This is a genomic window from Thiomicrospira sp. S5 (assembly GCF_003991075.1).
GTDB classification, from domain to species: Bacteria; Pseudomonadota; Gammaproteobacteria; order Thiomicrospirales; family Thiomicrospiraceae; genus Hydrogenovibrio; species Hydrogenovibrio thermophilus.
In genome coordinates this window covers 101,317-116,732 of the sequence record NZ_CP014470.1, presented here as the reverse complement: position 1 = coordinate 116,732, position 15,416 = coordinate 101,317, and the positions used below count along the sequence as shown (strand labels likewise).

Annotated in this window: 13 protein-coding genes; 11 read left to right on the top strand and 2 right to left on the bottom strand. The window is 53.7% G+C overall.

Going from position 1 to position 15,416, the window contains the following annotated elements; translation table 11 throughout:
• Positions 1 to 2: 2 nt before the first annotated feature.
• The 10 genes from AYJ59_RS00490 (at position 3) to AYJ59_RS00445 (ending at position 11,266) form a co-directional block, all read left to right on the top strand.
• Entirely contained in the window at positions 3 to 1,805 is a 1,803-nt protein-coding gene (locus tag AYJ59_RS00490) for an ATP-binding cassette domain-containing protein (RefSeq protein ID WP_206197887.1), read from the top strand.
• Complete coding sequence (locus tag AYJ59_RS00485) at positions 1,802 to 2,938, top strand: ABC transporter permease (protein WP_206197886.1); 1,137 nt, start codon at positions 1,802 to 1,804, stop codon at positions 2,936 to 2,938. Before AYJ59_RS00490 ends, AYJ59_RS00485 begins: the two co-directional genes overlap by 4 nt.
• A complete protein-coding gene (locus tag AYJ59_RS00480) occupies positions 2,938 to 4,059 on the top strand; it encodes an ABC transporter permease (RefSeq protein ID WP_127118997.1) in 1,122 nt (373 codons plus the stop codon). Before AYJ59_RS00485 ends, AYJ59_RS00480 begins: the two co-directional genes overlap by 1 nt.
• A 145-nt stretch (positions 4,060 to 4,204) precedes the next feature.
• Complete coding sequence (locus tag AYJ59_RS00475) at positions 4,205 to 5,368, top strand: polysaccharide deacetylase family protein (protein ID WP_127118996.1); 1,164 nt, start codon at positions 4,205 to 4,207, stop codon at positions 5,366 to 5,368.
• Positions 5,369 to 5,461: 93 nt separating this feature from the next.
• Complete coding sequence (locus AYJ59_RS00470) at positions 5,462 to 6,721, top strand: diguanylate cyclase (RefSeq protein ID WP_127118995.1); 1,260 nt, start codon at positions 5,462 to 5,464, stop codon at positions 6,719 to 6,721.
• A gap of 5 nt (positions 6,722 to 6,726) precedes the next feature.
• A complete protein-coding gene (locus tag AYJ59_RS00465) occupies positions 6,727 to 7,410 on the top strand; it encodes a LysE family translocator (protein WP_237260351.1) in 684 nt (227 codons plus the stop codon).
• A 67-nt stretch (positions 7,411 to 7,477) separates the two neighbouring features.
• Positions 7,478 to 8,881, top strand: a complete 1,404-nt coding sequence (locus AYJ59_RS00460) for an MBL fold metallo-hydrolase RNA specificity domain-containing protein (RefSeq protein ID WP_127118994.1) — start codon at positions 7,478 to 7,480, stop codon at positions 8,879 to 8,881.
• A gap of 12 nt (positions 8,882 to 8,893) precedes the next feature.
• Entirely contained in the window at positions 8,894 to 9,112 is a 219-nt protein-coding gene (locus tag AYJ59_RS00455) for a lipopolysaccharide assembly protein LapA domain-containing protein (protein ID WP_038151794.1), read from the top strand.
• Between the two features lie 64 nt (positions 9,113 to 9,176).
• The gene (locus AYJ59_RS00450; protein WP_127120344.1) at positions 9,177 to 9,893 is read left to right on the top strand and encodes a VIT1/CCC1 transporter family protein; all 717 of its coding nucleotides are present in this window, start codon (positions 9,177 to 9,179) and stop codon (positions 9,891 to 9,893) included.
• A gap of 56 nt (positions 9,894 to 9,949) precedes the next feature.
• On the top strand, positions 9,950 to 11,266 hold the full coding sequence (locus AYJ59_RS00445) for an MFS transporter (RefSeq protein ID WP_127118993.1): 1,317 nt from the start codon (positions 9,950 to 9,952) through the stop codon (positions 11,264 to 11,266).
• Between the two features lie 7 nt (positions 11,267 to 11,273).
• On the opposite strand, the gene AYJ59_RS00440 is transcribed toward AYJ59_RS00445, so the two are convergent.
• A complete protein-coding gene (locus AYJ59_RS00440; protein WP_127118992.1) occupies positions 11,274 to 11,927 on the bottom strand; it encodes a tRNA-uridine aminocarboxypropyltransferase in 654 nt (217 codons plus the stop codon).
• On the opposite strand from AYJ59_RS00440, the gene AYJ59_RS00435 reads away from it, so the two are divergent.
• Positions 11,927 to 12,370, top strand: a complete 444-nt coding sequence (locus AYJ59_RS00435; RefSeq protein ID WP_164730705.1) for a GNAT family N-acetyltransferase — start codon at positions 11,927 to 11,929, stop codon at positions 12,368 to 12,370. The genes AYJ59_RS00440 and AYJ59_RS00435 overlap by 1 nt on opposite strands.
• 56 nt (positions 12,371 to 12,426) lie before the next feature.
• Here AYJ59_RS00435 and AYJ59_RS00430 read toward each other — a convergent pair whose 3' ends face one another.
• A complete protein-coding gene (locus AYJ59_RS00430) occupies positions 12,427 to 15,261 on the bottom strand; it encodes a sensor domain-containing protein (RefSeq protein ID WP_127118990.1) in 2,835 nt (944 codons plus the stop codon).
• Positions 15,262 to 15,416 lie beyond the last annotated feature (155 nt).

Below are 15,416 nucleotides of genomic sequence, written 5' to 3'. Positions count from 1 at the left end.
CCATGCTGATGGATTCGGCCGCTCCCTTATCGATTGAAAACGTCAGCAAGGCGTTCGTGCTGCCGAACCGCCGAGTGCAAGCGCTTAACGACGTCACCTTTCACATCGAACCCGGCCAAGTCACGGGTTTGATTGGCGCGGATGCCGCCGGAAAAACCACCCTGATGCGTTTGATCGCCGGGTTGCTGACACTGGATGCCGGGCGCATCAACGTCCTCGGTTACGATGTCACCGAATCGCCGCTCGCCATTCAATCCGCCATCGGTTACATGCCGCAACAATTCGGCCTCTATCAAGACCTCACCGTCCTCGAAAACCTCCAACTGTATGCCGATTTGCAAGCCTTACCACCCGACCAACGTGACGCCCGGTTCGACCAACTTCTCAACATGACCGGGATGGCACCTTTTCGTGCCCGTTTGGCCGGCAAACTCTCCGGCGGCATGAAACAGAAGCTCGGTCTGGCCTGCACCCTGTTGAAATCGCCGGATTTACTGTTATTGGACGAACCCACTGTCGGTGTCGACCCGGTTTCGCGCCGTGAGCTCTGGGAAATCGTCTATCGAGCCGTAGAAGAAAACGGCATGAGCGTTCTGCTCAGCACCGCCTATCTCGACGAGGCCGAGCGCTGCCGCGACATCAAACTGTTGCACGAAGGTCGCCTGCTGTCGGAAGGGCCACCCGACCAGTTCACCCAACCGCTTCAAAACCGAACCTTTCTGGTCAGCAGCAATCCAGAGTGCCCTAAGCGGCAATTGAAAAAGCAGCTCAGCCACCAACCCGGTGTGCGCGATGCCTTGATTTTCGGCGAGACGGTCCGCATTCTCTCTGCCGACGTTCAACCCGAACCGGATACATTGCTTGCACCACTGAATTGCCCGAACGCCGACTTGCGCATCGAGCCGGTTGATCCACGTTTTGAGGATGCCTTTGTCGATCAACTCAGCCAGCTGGACGACGCCGTTGCCGAACCCGCGCAACCGATGGAAACCGCCGAGACGACGCCCGACGATGACAAGGCCCAATCTTCCGATCCCGCCATTGATGTCGAAAACCTGGTGTGTCGCTTCGGCGATTTCATCGCGGTCGACCACCTGTCGTTTCAAGTGCAACGCGGTGAAATCTTCGGCTTGCTGGGCGCCAACGGGGCCGGCAAGACCACCACCTTCCGCATGCTATGCGGGTTGCTGCCCGCCACCGAAGGCCATTTACACGTCGCCGGGCTCAACCTGCGCAAAGCGCGCGCTCAAGCTCGGGCCCGGCTGGGGTATATGTCACAGAAGTTCTCGCTTTACGGTGTAATGACCGTGGCCCAAAACCTCAACTTTTACAGCAAAGTTTACGGCTTGAGCGGGCGACGCCGCCGGGAACGCATCAATTGGGCCATCGAAATGTTCGAACTGGAGACCTACCTAAACCAGACCAGCCACGACCTGCCGCTCGGCTTCAAGCAACGCCTGGCGATGGCCTGTGCCCTGATGCACGAGCCGGACATTCTGTTTTTGGACGAACCGACTTCCGGTGTCGACCCGATGGGACGGCGGGATTTCTGGAACAAAATCAATGCGCTGGCCGAACAGGGCGTGACCATTATGGTCACCACCCATTTCATGGAAGAAGCGGAATATTGCGACCGGATGGCGATTATGGCCAGCGGCCAGATTCTCGCCATCGGCTCACCGGCCGACATCAAACAAAACGCCGGTCAAACCGATATGGAAGAAGCCTTTATCCACATCATTGAACAGCAAAAAACCGAGCCGGCAGCGCCCAACCAGTCCCAGAATTCGGAGGCCGTCGGATGAGTGCGACAACACGTCAAGCCCGCTGGATGCGTATTCGGGGGTTAATTCGCAAGGAATTTCTGCAAATTATCCGCGACCCGAGCAGCATCAGCATCGCTTTTATTCTGCCGATTATTCTATTGCTGATTTTCGGTTACGGTGTCAACCTCGATGCCAAACACATCAAACTCGGCGTCGTCCAACAACAACCCTCGGTGGAATCACAAAGTTTCGTCAGCCGTTTCCACCGTTCGGAATATTTCGACACCCGTAATTACCTGACCGTCAACGACGGCCAAAACGCCATGCAGACCGGTGACATCCAAGCCTTGTTGATTCTTAAAAGCAATTTCGCGCGGGAATTCCATCAAACCGACGCCGCGCCGGTACAATTGCTGGTCAATGGAGTGGATTCCAACACCGCCAACCTCATCAACGGTTATGTGCAGGGTACCTGGGCGGAGTGGCTGATCGCCTACGGCGACGCGCGTGGCATCGAATTCAGTCAGCCGGTGGAACAGCTCACCCGCATCTGGTTCAACAGCGAGGTCAACAGCCGCTATTTTTTGGTACCGGGCTTGATTGCCATCATCATGACGCTGATCGGCGCTCTGCTGACCTCGCTGGTCATCGCACGCGAATGGGAACGCGGCACCATGGAAGCCCTGCTGGTCACGCCGGTATCAATTCAAGAGCTGCTGTTAAGCAAAGTCATTCCGTATTTCGTGCTGGGCATGGGCGGCATGTTGCTCAGTTTGGTGATGGCCCTGTTCCTGTTCGAGGTGCCGTTACGCGGCGCTTTGGCCTGGCTGCTGCTGAGTTCGGCAGTGTTTCTGTGGGTGGCGCTGTCGATGGGCATTTTGATTTCCACCGTTGGCCGAACCCAATTCGTCGCCGGGCAAATCGCCATCATCGTCACCTTTTTGCCCGCCTTTCTGTTGTCCGGCTTTATTTTCGACATCGGCAGTACCCCCCTGTTCATCCAATGGGTCACGCACATCGTCCCAGCACGTTACTTCGTCGCCTTGCTGCAAACCGAATTCCTCGCCGGGGACATTTTATGGGTGATTCTGCCCAATCTCGCCGCTTTGGTTTTAATGGGATTGGTTTTAACGCTGATTGTGTTGAAAAAATCCTATAAGAGGTTGGACTGATGGCTTGGTTATCCTGGGCCCGCATCTGGGCGTTGACCCTAAAAGAATTCAGCGTGCTGTTTCAAGACAAACGCACCCGCTTCGTAGTCATCGGGCCGCCGCTGATTCAGCTGTTCGTCTTCGGTTACGCCGCCACCTTCGATTTGAAACAGGCGCCGGTGGCGATTTTCAATCAGGATCAAGGTATGGTGTCGCAGGAAATCATCGGCCATCTGTCCGGTTCCGATACCTTTGAAATCGTCGCCCACCTCCACAGCAATCGCGAAGTGCCGGACATTATCGACCGCAAACAAGCCATGATTGTGGTCAGCTTTCCGAGCGATTTCTCTTCCCGCCTGATGAGCACCGGAAAAACCCAAATGCAGGTGATTGTCGACGGCCGCAACTCCAACACCGCCTTGCTGGCGCAAAACGATGTCGCTCAGGTGGTGGAGGCCTTCAACCAAGACTGGGCCGAACGCCATGACTTGCCCAATCCGCCGATTGCCTTGGTGCCCCGCAACTGGTTCAACGAAAACCTGGAAAGCAATTGGTTTTTCGTGCCCGGTATCGTGGCGTTGATCGTACTGGTGGTGTCCTTGCTGGTGACGGCCTTGTCGGTGGCGCGCGAACGCGAGGAAGGCACCTTCGACCAACTGTTGGTCACCCCCGCTTTGCCGGTGGAAATCCTCATCGGCAAGTCTCTGCCCGGTTTGCTCATCGGTCTGTTTGAAAGCAACGTCATCGTCCTGCTCGCCATCTTCTGGTTCGACGTGCCCTTCCGCGGTGATTACCTGCTGTTACAGTTCGCACTGTTCTTCTTCATCCTGTCCGCCATCGGCATCGGTTTGATGATTTCCTCGCTGTCCACCACTCAACAGCAGGCCTTGCTGGGCGCCTTTATGTTCATGGTTCCGGCGGTCATTCTGTCCGGGTTCGCGACGCCGATCGAAAACATGCCGGACGTGATTCAGTGGCTGACGTACCTCGACCCGATGCGCTACTTCCTGATAGTGGTGCGCGGTGTTTTCCTGCAAGATATGTCGTTTGACAGCCTCTGGCCGCAAATCTGGCCAATGATGATCATCGCGCTGGTCACCCTGTCAATGGCCGGCTGGTTGTTTAGACATCGCACCGATTGATGTGGTAAATTGGTCTCGATTCCACGGCACTCGAGATAAAAACGAAATAAAAAACCTTCAGGCCAACAGGCAAAACAATAAAAACCGCCAGGCCTGGCAACTTGCGAGTCACAACACAACTAAACGGTGATTGAGGAGTCACATCATGCCAAACCCGCCCCGAAAATCGAAACGCCTTTTATCGCACCCAATCGGGTATGGATTGATGTTATTGGCTGGGGTGATAATCGTCGGCTTAATCACCTGGCCGCCGCAACCGCCGGAAGCCTCCTCAGCGCCGGTGGCGGCCACAGCACCACCAGCACCGGCAGCGGTGGATAACAGCGCGGTGATTCTGATTTACCACCATTTCGGTAAAGATTCCGTGCCCAGCACCAATATCCGTTTGGCGCAATTTGACGACCAACTCGATTATCTGGCGGAAAACGATTTCCACGTCTGGTCACTGTCGCAACTGGTCACGGCGTTCCAAAACCAAACGCCGATTCCCGACAAAACCGTGGTGTTTACCGTAGACGACGCCTGGATCAGCGTTTATCAGGAAGCCATTCCCCGTTTCAAAGCCCGCGGCTGGCCGATGACGGTGTTCGTCAATACCGACGCCATCGACCAAGGCTATCGCTCCAGCATGACTTGGGAACAAATGCGCGAAGTGCAGGGCGACGGCATCGAGTTCGTCAACCATTCCCGCTCCCACGACCCGCTGATTCGTCGATCCGACGAATCCGACCAGGCCTGGCGAAAACGGGTTCGCGAGGAAGTCAGTGGCGCACAACAACGTTTACAGGCCGAACTGGGCGCCGAGACCAACCAGACCCAATTGCTGTCCTATCCCTATGGCGAATTTTCCGAAGCCCTCGCCAACCTGGTCAAAGAAATGGGCTATGTCGGCATTGCCCAAAATTCCGGCGCCGTCAACCGCTACTCCGACTTACGCGCCTTGATGCGTTTTCCGATGAGCGAAGCCTTTGCCGATATGGAAGCCTTTAAACAAAAGGTCAACGCGGTGGTTCTGCCGGTGGAAAACATTGACCCTTTCGACCCGATTATTCGTAATAACCCGCCACACTTGACGCTGTCGTTCACGGAACCGCCCGGCCGCAACATCCAATGCTTCAACCCGCAAGGCGATCGCTTGCAACAGCAATGGCTGGACGACACCACCCTGGAAATCTGGGACGAAAACCCGATTCCACCGCCCCGCAGCCGCTACGCTTGCACCCAACCCACCCAAGACGGACGCTGGCGCTGGTTCAGTCACAGCTGGGTGGTGCCCAAAGCCGCTTCTTCCGGGCTTCAGGACGATTAAACGGTGTGATTTCAAAAAGTTACCCTATTTTTACGTAGATACGCTAAAATGGATTGTTACTGATTTTTACAAACCCGAAACCTCGATAACCCCATGACGCGAAAAAAGTTTTTCAATGCGGACAACCTACTGATCGCCATCGCTTTGACGTCGATTATCGTATTGGTTTTCACACTGGTTTCGGTGTCCAAAAAAATGACCACGGAAACCCTCGATGAGGCGTCCCATGTCATCAACACCCAATATCAAAAACTGCATAACCTGCTCAACCTGCAACTCTACGGCCAGAAACGCAATATCAACCTCAGCCTGATGCTGCTGCTGGACGATGCTTTCGCCAGAGACGAAGCGATGATGGCGTTTTATCAAGACGGCTCCAACTACGTCAAATACCGCGACCAGCTGGCCAAACTCATCGGCCAAAACGAACAGGAATGGTATCAAGGCATTCAATCCCTCGCCCGAGCGGCCGACCCGTTACAGGAATCCATCGCCGAACTGGCATTGGAAGGGCAAATCGAAAAAGGTAAGGACATCCTCGCCAACGAAGGCATGCAGCAGCTGTCGGAATTCGGCCAACGCATCAATGACTTTTCACGCTTTCAGTCCCAGCAAACCCAAAAACTCATTTCGCAATCGCGCCGCAACATCGACCAAACCATGCACCAAATCGTGCTGGTCGCCACGTTGCTGGTGCTGGTAAGCTTTTTCTTCGCTTACCTGATGGCACGGCGCTTCCATATGATGAACCTGCGCCTCAAAGTGGCCAACGATTCCTTGGAGAAAAAAGTCAAACACCGCACCCAGCGCTTGACCGAAGCTCAATCCGACCTGCTGGAAAAAAACCGGATATTGGAACGTCTCTCCACCACCGATGCCTTGACCCAATTGCATAACCGCCTGAAAATCGAACGCATACTGGAAACCCTGCAAACCCGTTACGAAACCAATCAACGGCTCTACACCATCCTGTTCATCGACATCGATTTTTTCAAAAGCATCAACGACTCCTTCGGCCATCACTCCGGCGATTTGGTGCTGAAAGACATGGCACGCTGCCTGCGCAACACCTTCACCGAAAAAAGCCACATCGGCCGTTGGGGCGGCGAAGAGTTCATCGTCATTCTCGAAGAAATCGATGCCCACCAGGCGGTTCTATTGGCGGAAGAATGCCGTCAAAAAGTCCAGGCCCACGAGTTTCCGGTCAGCCGCCCCATTACGGTCAGCATCGGCCTGGCCACCATCGAACACGGCGAAACCACCTCCGAAGTCATTCACTTGGCGGATATGGCGCTTTATGATTCCAAACACGCCGGTCGCAACCGCGTAACCGTCTATTCCAAAGAGGCCTGACGTGCTTGACCCAAAACGCCCAGGCCTGGTCATTTTTGATTCCCCCTGTCGACACTATGCCCGCACTTGATACCTTACTGCCCTTCACCGGTTTGATGATTCTGCTTGCGTTGTCGCCCGGGCCCGACAACCTCTTTGTCTTGATGCAGTCGGTGGTGCACGGCAAAACGGCCGGACTTTGGGTGACTCTGGGGCTCTGCACCGGGCTGGTCGGTCACACGCTGGCCGTCGCCTTCGGGTTGGCGCTGGTGCTGAAAACATCCCCTTGGCTGTTTTCCGCCATCCAGACCCTCGGTGCGGTCTATCTGTTGTATTTGGCTTGGCAAAGCTACCGTGCCGCCAATTGCCATGTCAGTCAGCCGTTACCCAAACTCAGTGCCGGACAACTCTATCGCCGCGGCGTAGTCATGAACATCACCAACCCGAAAGTGACCCTGTTCTTTCTGGCCTTTCTGCCGCAGTTCGTCGCCCGCGAAACTGAACACTTCACGTCGCAAATACTCGTGCTGGGCGGTTTGGCCATTCTCGCCACTTTGTTGGTGTTCGGCAGCATCGCGCTGTTCGCGGGTGCCTTGAAAATCCTCAATCAATCGGACTCGGCGCAACGGCGCCTCCACCTCATCACCGCCGGCCTACTCGCTCTATTGGGTTTGAAGCTGTTTTTTGATCTGGCGCAATCACTTTATTAAGCGCTTTTTTACGTAATTCCTGTAAAATGAAATCGTCTTTGAGCGATTACCATTCGAGGGGTGCACTATGACACCGATTCAATCCTACGGAGCAGCCGAAACCGTCACCGGTTCCTGCCATTATTTACAGCTAAAACAGGGCCCGCAAATCCTGGTGGACTGCGGGATGTTTCAAGGCCGCGCCACCAAACAGGCCAATGACGATTTCGGCTTCAACCCGGCGGACATTGACCTGTTGCTCATCACCCATGCCCACCTCGACCACGTCGGGCGCATTCCCAAACTGGTCAATGAAGGTTTCAGCGGTCGCATCGTTTGCCTGCGCGCCACCTACGATCTCATGCAGGTCATTTTGATGGACAGCGCGAAAATCATGCGCGAAGACTATAAGACCGACCTGAAAAAAGCTCAGCGTCGCGGCGAGGAAGACAAAGTCCGCCCACCGCTCTACACCATGGACGATGTCCAGGCGGTGTTCGACTTAAGCATTCAATACGCCGAATACGACCAACCGGCAAAATTAACACAGGGCGTCTCCGCCACCTTCCGCAATGCCGGCCACATTCTCGGTTCCGCCAGCATTCAAATCGACTTTCAGGAAGACGACCAACCGAAAACGGTGGTGTTTTCCGGCGATCTCGGCAACCACAAAGACGTCGCCATGCCGCCGCCAGCCTATGTCGAGCACGCTGATGCCTTGTACATCGAATCCACTTACGGTGATCGCAATCACCGCCCGCTGGAAGGCAGTATTTCCGAATTCAAACAAGCCATCGTCACCACCCTGATGAACCAGGGCAATGTGTTGATTCCGTCGTTCGCCATCGAGCGCTCGCAGGAAATCCTGCTGTTGTTGAAACAGATGTATTACGACAACGAATTGCCGACCTGCAAAGTCTTTCTCGACTCGCCAATGGCGATTCGCGCCACCGAAATATACAACCAGTATCACACCGATTTGAACGAAAATGCCGAAGCCTTACACGCCAAAGGCGACTCGGTATTCGATTTCCCCTATCTGGAATATTCGATTAAAGGCAGCGATTCCATGCGCATCAATGACGAAGAAAGCGGCTGCATCATCATCGCCGGCAGCGGCATGTGTACCGGCGGACGCATTTTGCACCACTTCAAACACCGCTTGTGGAACGCCCGCAATGCCGTGCTGTTCGTCGGGTACCAAGCCGTCGGCACACTGGGGCGCTTACTGGTGGACGGTGCCGAGGAAATCCGCATTTACCGGGAAAAAATCAAAGTCCGCGCGAAAATCCATATGATCAACGGCTTTTCGGCTCACGCCGATCAGGACGAACTGCTCGATTGGATGGCGCATTTCCACCAACTGGATAAAATCTTTTTGATCCACGGCGAACGCGACAAACAAGAAATCTTCAAAACCGCCATCGAAGAAAAATTCCACCATCGCAAACCGGTGCACATCGTGGAATACGCCGAAGAAGTCTGGATTTAAGAGGAGGACAAGATGCAAAATCTGACATTCAAATCGATTCTTTCCTGGGCACTGATCGCCCTCTCGGTTATTTTCATCCTGCAAAACCTGGTGACGGTGGAAGTCAAATTCCTGATGTGGAGCCTCAGTGTGCCGCGCGCCGTTTTGGTAGCGGTGATGATTGGCGTCGGTTTCGTCATCGGCTGGTTTTTTTCACAACATCATCATCAAAAAGACACAGAATCGTCTTAAAAGGTGGCTAGAATTTTCAGAATTTAATTTGAAAACAGGTCGCCCGATGGAACAAGGATACGATATGGTTCGCTTCACCCCTGAAATGCTTGAAACCCATTTAATGCATGAACACTACAGCCACCGCATGGGTTGGCTGCGAGCCGCCGTCCTCGGTGCCAATGACGGGATTATTTCCGTGGTCAGTTTGCTGGTGGGGGTCATCGCTTCCGGGGCGGATAAAGAAAGCATTTTACTGGTCGCGGTGGCCGCTCTGGTGGCCGGTGCGCTGTCGATGGCCGCTGGGGAATACGTCTCGGTCAGCTCGCAGGCTGATACCGAAAAGGCCGACTTGGAAAAAGAGCGCATCATGCTGGAAGAAAACTGGGAAGTCGAACACGCCGAACTGGCGCTGATTTACCGCCAACGCGGCGTCAGTGACGCCACCGCCATGCAGGTCGCCAAAGAATTGATGGCACACGACGCGCTCGGCGCGCACGCCAAAGACGAACTCGGGCTGTCGGAAATCCACACCGCTCGCCCGATGCAAGCGGCATTGGCTTCCGCCGCTTCTTTTGTCTCCGGTGCCGCCATTCCGGTATTATTGGTGGCCTTCCTGCCGATGGAAAACCTCGGCCTGATTATTGCCGCTTGTTCGCTGGCACTCTTAGCCGTTCTGGGAGCCATTGCCGCCAAAACCGGCGGTGCGCCCATGCTGAAAGGCGCCATGCGCATGACCACCTGGGGCTTTCTGGCGATGGCGCTCACCACCTATGTCGGCCTGATGTTCGATATCCATTAAACCGATAACGCCCAGGCCGGGTGATTTTTAACCTTTAGAGACCCTTTCACGAAACCATGTCACAACACGACAAATCCCGGCTCGACAAAGCCTACGACCTCATCAACAACGAAGAAGACGCCCGCGTCTGTAAAGACATCCCCGATGCGGCCTGCCACCACCAACCGAAAAATTTCTTCGCGTACCTTATCGCTAATTTTCTCGGCAAAATCGCCGACGAGCTCGCCAGCGCCAAACTGACCTTGCCTTGGTTGTTGGGCGCTTTAGGCACCCCGGCGGTGTTCACGGGCTTTCTGGTACCGATTCGCGAGGCCGGTGTCTTGTTGCCGCAACTGTTCGTGGCCGCGGCCGTGCGTCACCTGCCGGTACGCAAAGGCGTTTGGTTATTGGGGGCGGCTTTATCGGCCATCGCACTCGCCGTCATGGCGTTGACCGCCGGCTGGGTCAGCGGTGTCGCGGCCGGTTGGGCCATTATTGTATCGCTGGTGGTGTTCAGTCTGGCGCGCGGGCTCTGCTCCGTTTCCGCCAAAGACGTCCTGGGCAAAACCATTTCCAAAGGGCGGCGCGGCAATTTAATGGGCATCAGCTCCGGCATTGCTGGGGTCGCGACCTTAGGCGTTGGGGTCTATATCGAGTTTTTCAGCCAAAATCCCTCATCGGATTTATTGGCGGGGCTGTTATGGATCGGCGCCATTCTCTGGGCCATTGCTTTTGTCGTGTTTGCGCAGATTGAAGAGCAACCCGGCGCGACCGAAGGCGGCGGCAATGCCTTTGCCACGGCGTTTAAAAGCTTCGCGTTGTTAAAAACCGACCGACCTTTCCGCCAATACGTCATCGGCCGGGCCTTATTGCTGAGCACGGCACTCGCGCCGCCGTTTTATGTGTTATTGGCCCAGCAATACAGCGAAAACGACCTCAGCGGTTTGGGGATGTTGATTATCGCCAGCGGCATTGCCGGTGCCATCAGCGCGCCGGTATGGGGAAAAATGGGCGACCGTTCGAGTCGTCTGGTGATGATTCTGGCCTCGTTGGCAGCTGGGGTATTGGGGATTGTACTGTTCGCGCTGGCGGAAAGTAGCAGCCCGTGGCTGTCAAACCCGTTGGTGCATGCCGGTTTCTTCCTGCTGTTGACGGTATTTCACAGCGGCGTACGGTTGGGGCGTAAAGTCTATCTGGTGGATTTGGCCAATGCCGACAATCGTGCGACCTACGTCGCTTTGAGCAATACGGTCATCGGCCTGACGATGCTGGCCGGCGGGGCCATCGGTTTATTGGCGGACATCCTGTCAATTCAGGTGGTGATTCTGGTATTGAGTGTGATTGCGGTGCTGGCGGCCCTTTGGATTGCGCGTTTGCCGGAAGTCAGCGACTAAACACCTTTCACCGCTTTTCGCCAGGCCTGGTGGAATCGTCGCTTCCGTTCGCAAACGCCTGGCGCTGCGCCACAAAATCGTCCAACGCCAACGATAAGCCGTCGAACCGCGACGGTTCCCCTTCCAATTCACACAATACCGCATGAATCGCTTCCAGCGTCGATAAACTCTGGGCATTCGGTGCTTTACGAATGGCATAGGCAGACCGCCATTCGCCGCTCAACTGCAAACTCGGTAAGGCCTGCAACGCCGGATTGGTCTGCAACAATTTATAGGCTTTGCGCCAGGTACCATCCAGCAGCAATACCTGCATTTCGGATACGGGTGTGTCCAGTGTATCGGCGCTGTACACGACCTTTTTCGACACGCTATCAACGCCCTTATCCTCCGGATCGGGAAACAGCAACAGCGTCGGCTTAGCCTGCAACCAGGCCTGTAATTCCGGCAACGCATCAACCGATTCCCCCACCCAAATCGGACAGTCCTGCAAACACAAATGCGCCAGACGCGCCGTGCCTTTCGCCTGATGCTGCTCGGACGGATGCTGTAAAATACCCAGACCCAAGCGGTGTGCGACCGGTCGCACCGAAGCACAAATGCAACTGCGCGACGGTAAGCCGCAACGCGCGCAATAGGTTCTTTTTGCGGATGGTATGGTCAATGTCTTCTCTACTGTGTGTTAAAGCCGATGCGTCGCATCAAGCGCGTCTGAAACATTTTCACAAGCAAAACCGGCTCAGCCAGCCCTTACAGACTGATACTGTCTGGCTGGCCGAACTGGACGGCCGAATCATCGGCGTCGCGCGCCTGGTGCCGATCGATCAACCCGAAACAACGGAATTTGACCAGGCCTGGTGGTTACGCGGCTTATTCATCCGCCCCGAACACCGCCAACAAGGCTTTGGCCATCATTTGATTCACGCCCTGCAAACCGGCACCGACGGTGCACTTTACGCCTTCGCGTTGCCGCATCTCGACGCATTTTACCATCGGCTGGACTTCCAGCCCATCACAGCCGATGAACTGCCGGAATCGCTGCAAACCCGGCTGACCAACTACCAACAAAGCAAATCCGCTTTGCAGGCTTATCGATATCACCGCTGAATTAGGATGGGAAACCACCAGGCCTGGTGGTTTTTGTGAATGGCTTGATTGCCGAATTAAAGCGTCGGGTGGGTTTGCAATAAGGCTTCAAACTCGGAAGCCGGCATAGGGCGGCTCAATAAAAACCCTTGAAAACGGTCGGCGCCGGAAGCCCGTAAAAAATCCAACTGTTCTTCCCGTTCCACGCCTTCGGCCACGGCGATGAGGTTGAAGCTTTTTGCCAGCGCCAACATCGCCTCGACAATCGCCATGTCGTCTTTGTCTTCCGGAATGTCACGAATAAACGACAGGTCGATTTTCAGGGTATTTAACGGCATCTGTTTGAGATACGACAATGAGGAATATTCAATCCCGAAATCATCAATCGCAAAGGCCACACCACTGCTGTGAATTTCATTCAACACCTGCAGGGTTTGCTCCGGTGAATTCATCACAAACCGTTCGATGATTTCCAGCTCCAGCCATTTGGGTTTGCAGTCGGTTTCCTGCAGCACCCGCTGTACGGTGGCACTGAGGTCGTGCTTGGTGATCTGGCGCCCGGAGACATTCACGGCCACCCGGCCGGATTTCAGGCCCATGCGGTGCCATTTGGCGTTCTGGATACAGGCTTCCCGTAGCACCCATTCGCCGAGTTCGATAATCAAATCGCTCTTTTCGGCTTCGGCAATGAACTGGCCGGGCAACAGCATGCCGCGCGTCGGGTGTTGCCAGCGAATCAAGGCTTCGGACCCAACAATGCGTTTGCCTTCACACTCGTATTTGGGCTGATAATACACCTCGAATTCATTTTCTTGCAAGGCGCGTCGCAATTCGGATTCGAGTTGAATGTGCTGAAACGCGATCTGCGTGAGTTCGTCGGTGTAAAAAGCGTAGGTGTTGCGGTCATTATCCTTGGCACGATACATGGCGGCGTCGGCATTGCGCAATAAGATATCGGAGGTTTCGCCATTATCGGGGTAAATGCTGATGCCGATACTGGCACCAATATACAACTTATGACTTTCCACCAAAAACGGCTTCTCTAAGGCTTTTAGCACCTTTTGCGCCACCACTTGGGCATCTTCCGGATGTTTGAGGTCACGCATCAAAAAGGCGAACTCGTCGCCACCGAGACGGGCGATGGTATCGGACTTGCGACCGGTGGTTTGCAACTGTTTACCGACTTGCTCCAATACCTGATCACCGATTTGGTGGCCCAGGGAATCGTTAATTTGCTTGAAATGATCCAGATCGATGAACAAAATCGCCAGTTTTTCCCGATGGCGCTCACTGTGTGAAATGGCTTGATCCAACAGGCTGGTAAATAAATGGCGATTTGCCAAGCCAGTTAAATCATCATGGTGGGCGAGATAATAGAGTTTTTCTTCGTCTTTTTTACGCTCGGTAATATCTCGACTGACGCCGACCAAACCATAGACATTACCGTCTTCACCGTAAAAGGGGGTTTTTAAGGTATCCACTAATACCTTTGAGCCGTCGGGGTAAATTAACCACTCTTCATTCTGCCGAGCCTTCCCACTGTCGAACATGGCGTAATCCTGCTGACGGAAAAAATCGGCCACCTCCCAGTCGAACAAATCGTAATCGGTTTTGCCGACAATCTCAGCTTCCACTTTACCGGTAAAACGTTCAAACGCCGGGTTACAACCTTGATAAACCCCCATGGCATCCTTGATAAAAATCAAATCACTGGTGGCATTAATCACCGAGCGCAAGAGCCTTTTTTGTTTTTTTAACGCCTGTTGTGCCTGATACTGGATGGTAATATCCTGCAAAGTCCCCACTATACGAATCAAGTCTCCTTCTTCTGACGAACGGGCAATGCCATGTTGCTCGATATAACGGAAGTCGCCATTTGGCTGGACAATACGATAAATAAAAGTGTGTTTTTTATCAGAATCCAAGTGCTGGCTAAATCCAGATTCAACCAAAGAACGATCTTCTTCGTGCACCATGTCAATAAACTGGTCGTAAGTGACCTTAGTACCGACCGGCAACCCTAAAATGGCAAAACAGCCGTCCGATAAAAGCACCTTTCCAGTGGTCACTTCATAATCCCAAGAGCCAATTTTGGCAATGGTCTCTGCTTCTTTTAATAAGGCTTGTTTTTCCACCAATTGTTGCTTGGCTAAATGATAGGCCGTAATATCCTGCACCGTACCTGATGAGGTTAAAGCGCAGCCATCCGTATCGAAATCCGATGCACCTTCCATCAAAACATACTTAATGCGGCCATCCGGCATCAATAAACGAAGCTCGGCTTGATAGGGCGCTCTTTTTTTCAAGGAATGGTGATAAATTTCATCCACTATGGCTCTGTCTTCAGGGTGCACATTTTCCAGAAAAAACGCATAAGAAGGGGTGACTTGGGCTGGATTGACTTCAAAAATGCGGTAGACTTCCTCAGACCAATATAAGGCTTGCGTATTCAGATTCAATTCCCAGCTACCCACTTTGGCCATACTTTCAGCTCGCTGGAATCGCTGAGTTTGTACCTCCAGTTGCCTTAACGTGCGTTTATAAACTGTAACGTCGGTCGCCAACCCCTGAACCGAAACAATTTGTCCATTCTCATCACAAACACCAAATTCTTGAACCTGCAACCACCGAACATTGCCGTCTTGATGATAAATCTCCACAGTATAGGCGGGCACCTTCTTTCCGGCCAACACCTTTTCCGTATTGGATTGCACCAAGCGATTTTTAGGGTTATCCGTTAGATATTGATTGTAATGAACGAGAAACTGCTCGGGAGAGTACCCTAGAACGTCGGTAATGGACGGACTGACATAGGTGAAAATGCCATCTGCATTGTGTGCATAGAAAAAGCTCTTATCGCCTAAGCATTCTTCATACTGTTCAAGCGTCACACTGTCGCGATATTGATTCATCTAATAGAACCTTTAATCCTTCTCCGACACCCAAACAGCCTTACGAGTGCCCCATAGCGTTTGGAAGCGTTAGAAATCCTCCCATTCATCGCCGCCACCCAGATTATGGATCACCGGCTTTTCTTGCTTTACGTCTTTTTTCTTTTCATTATGCG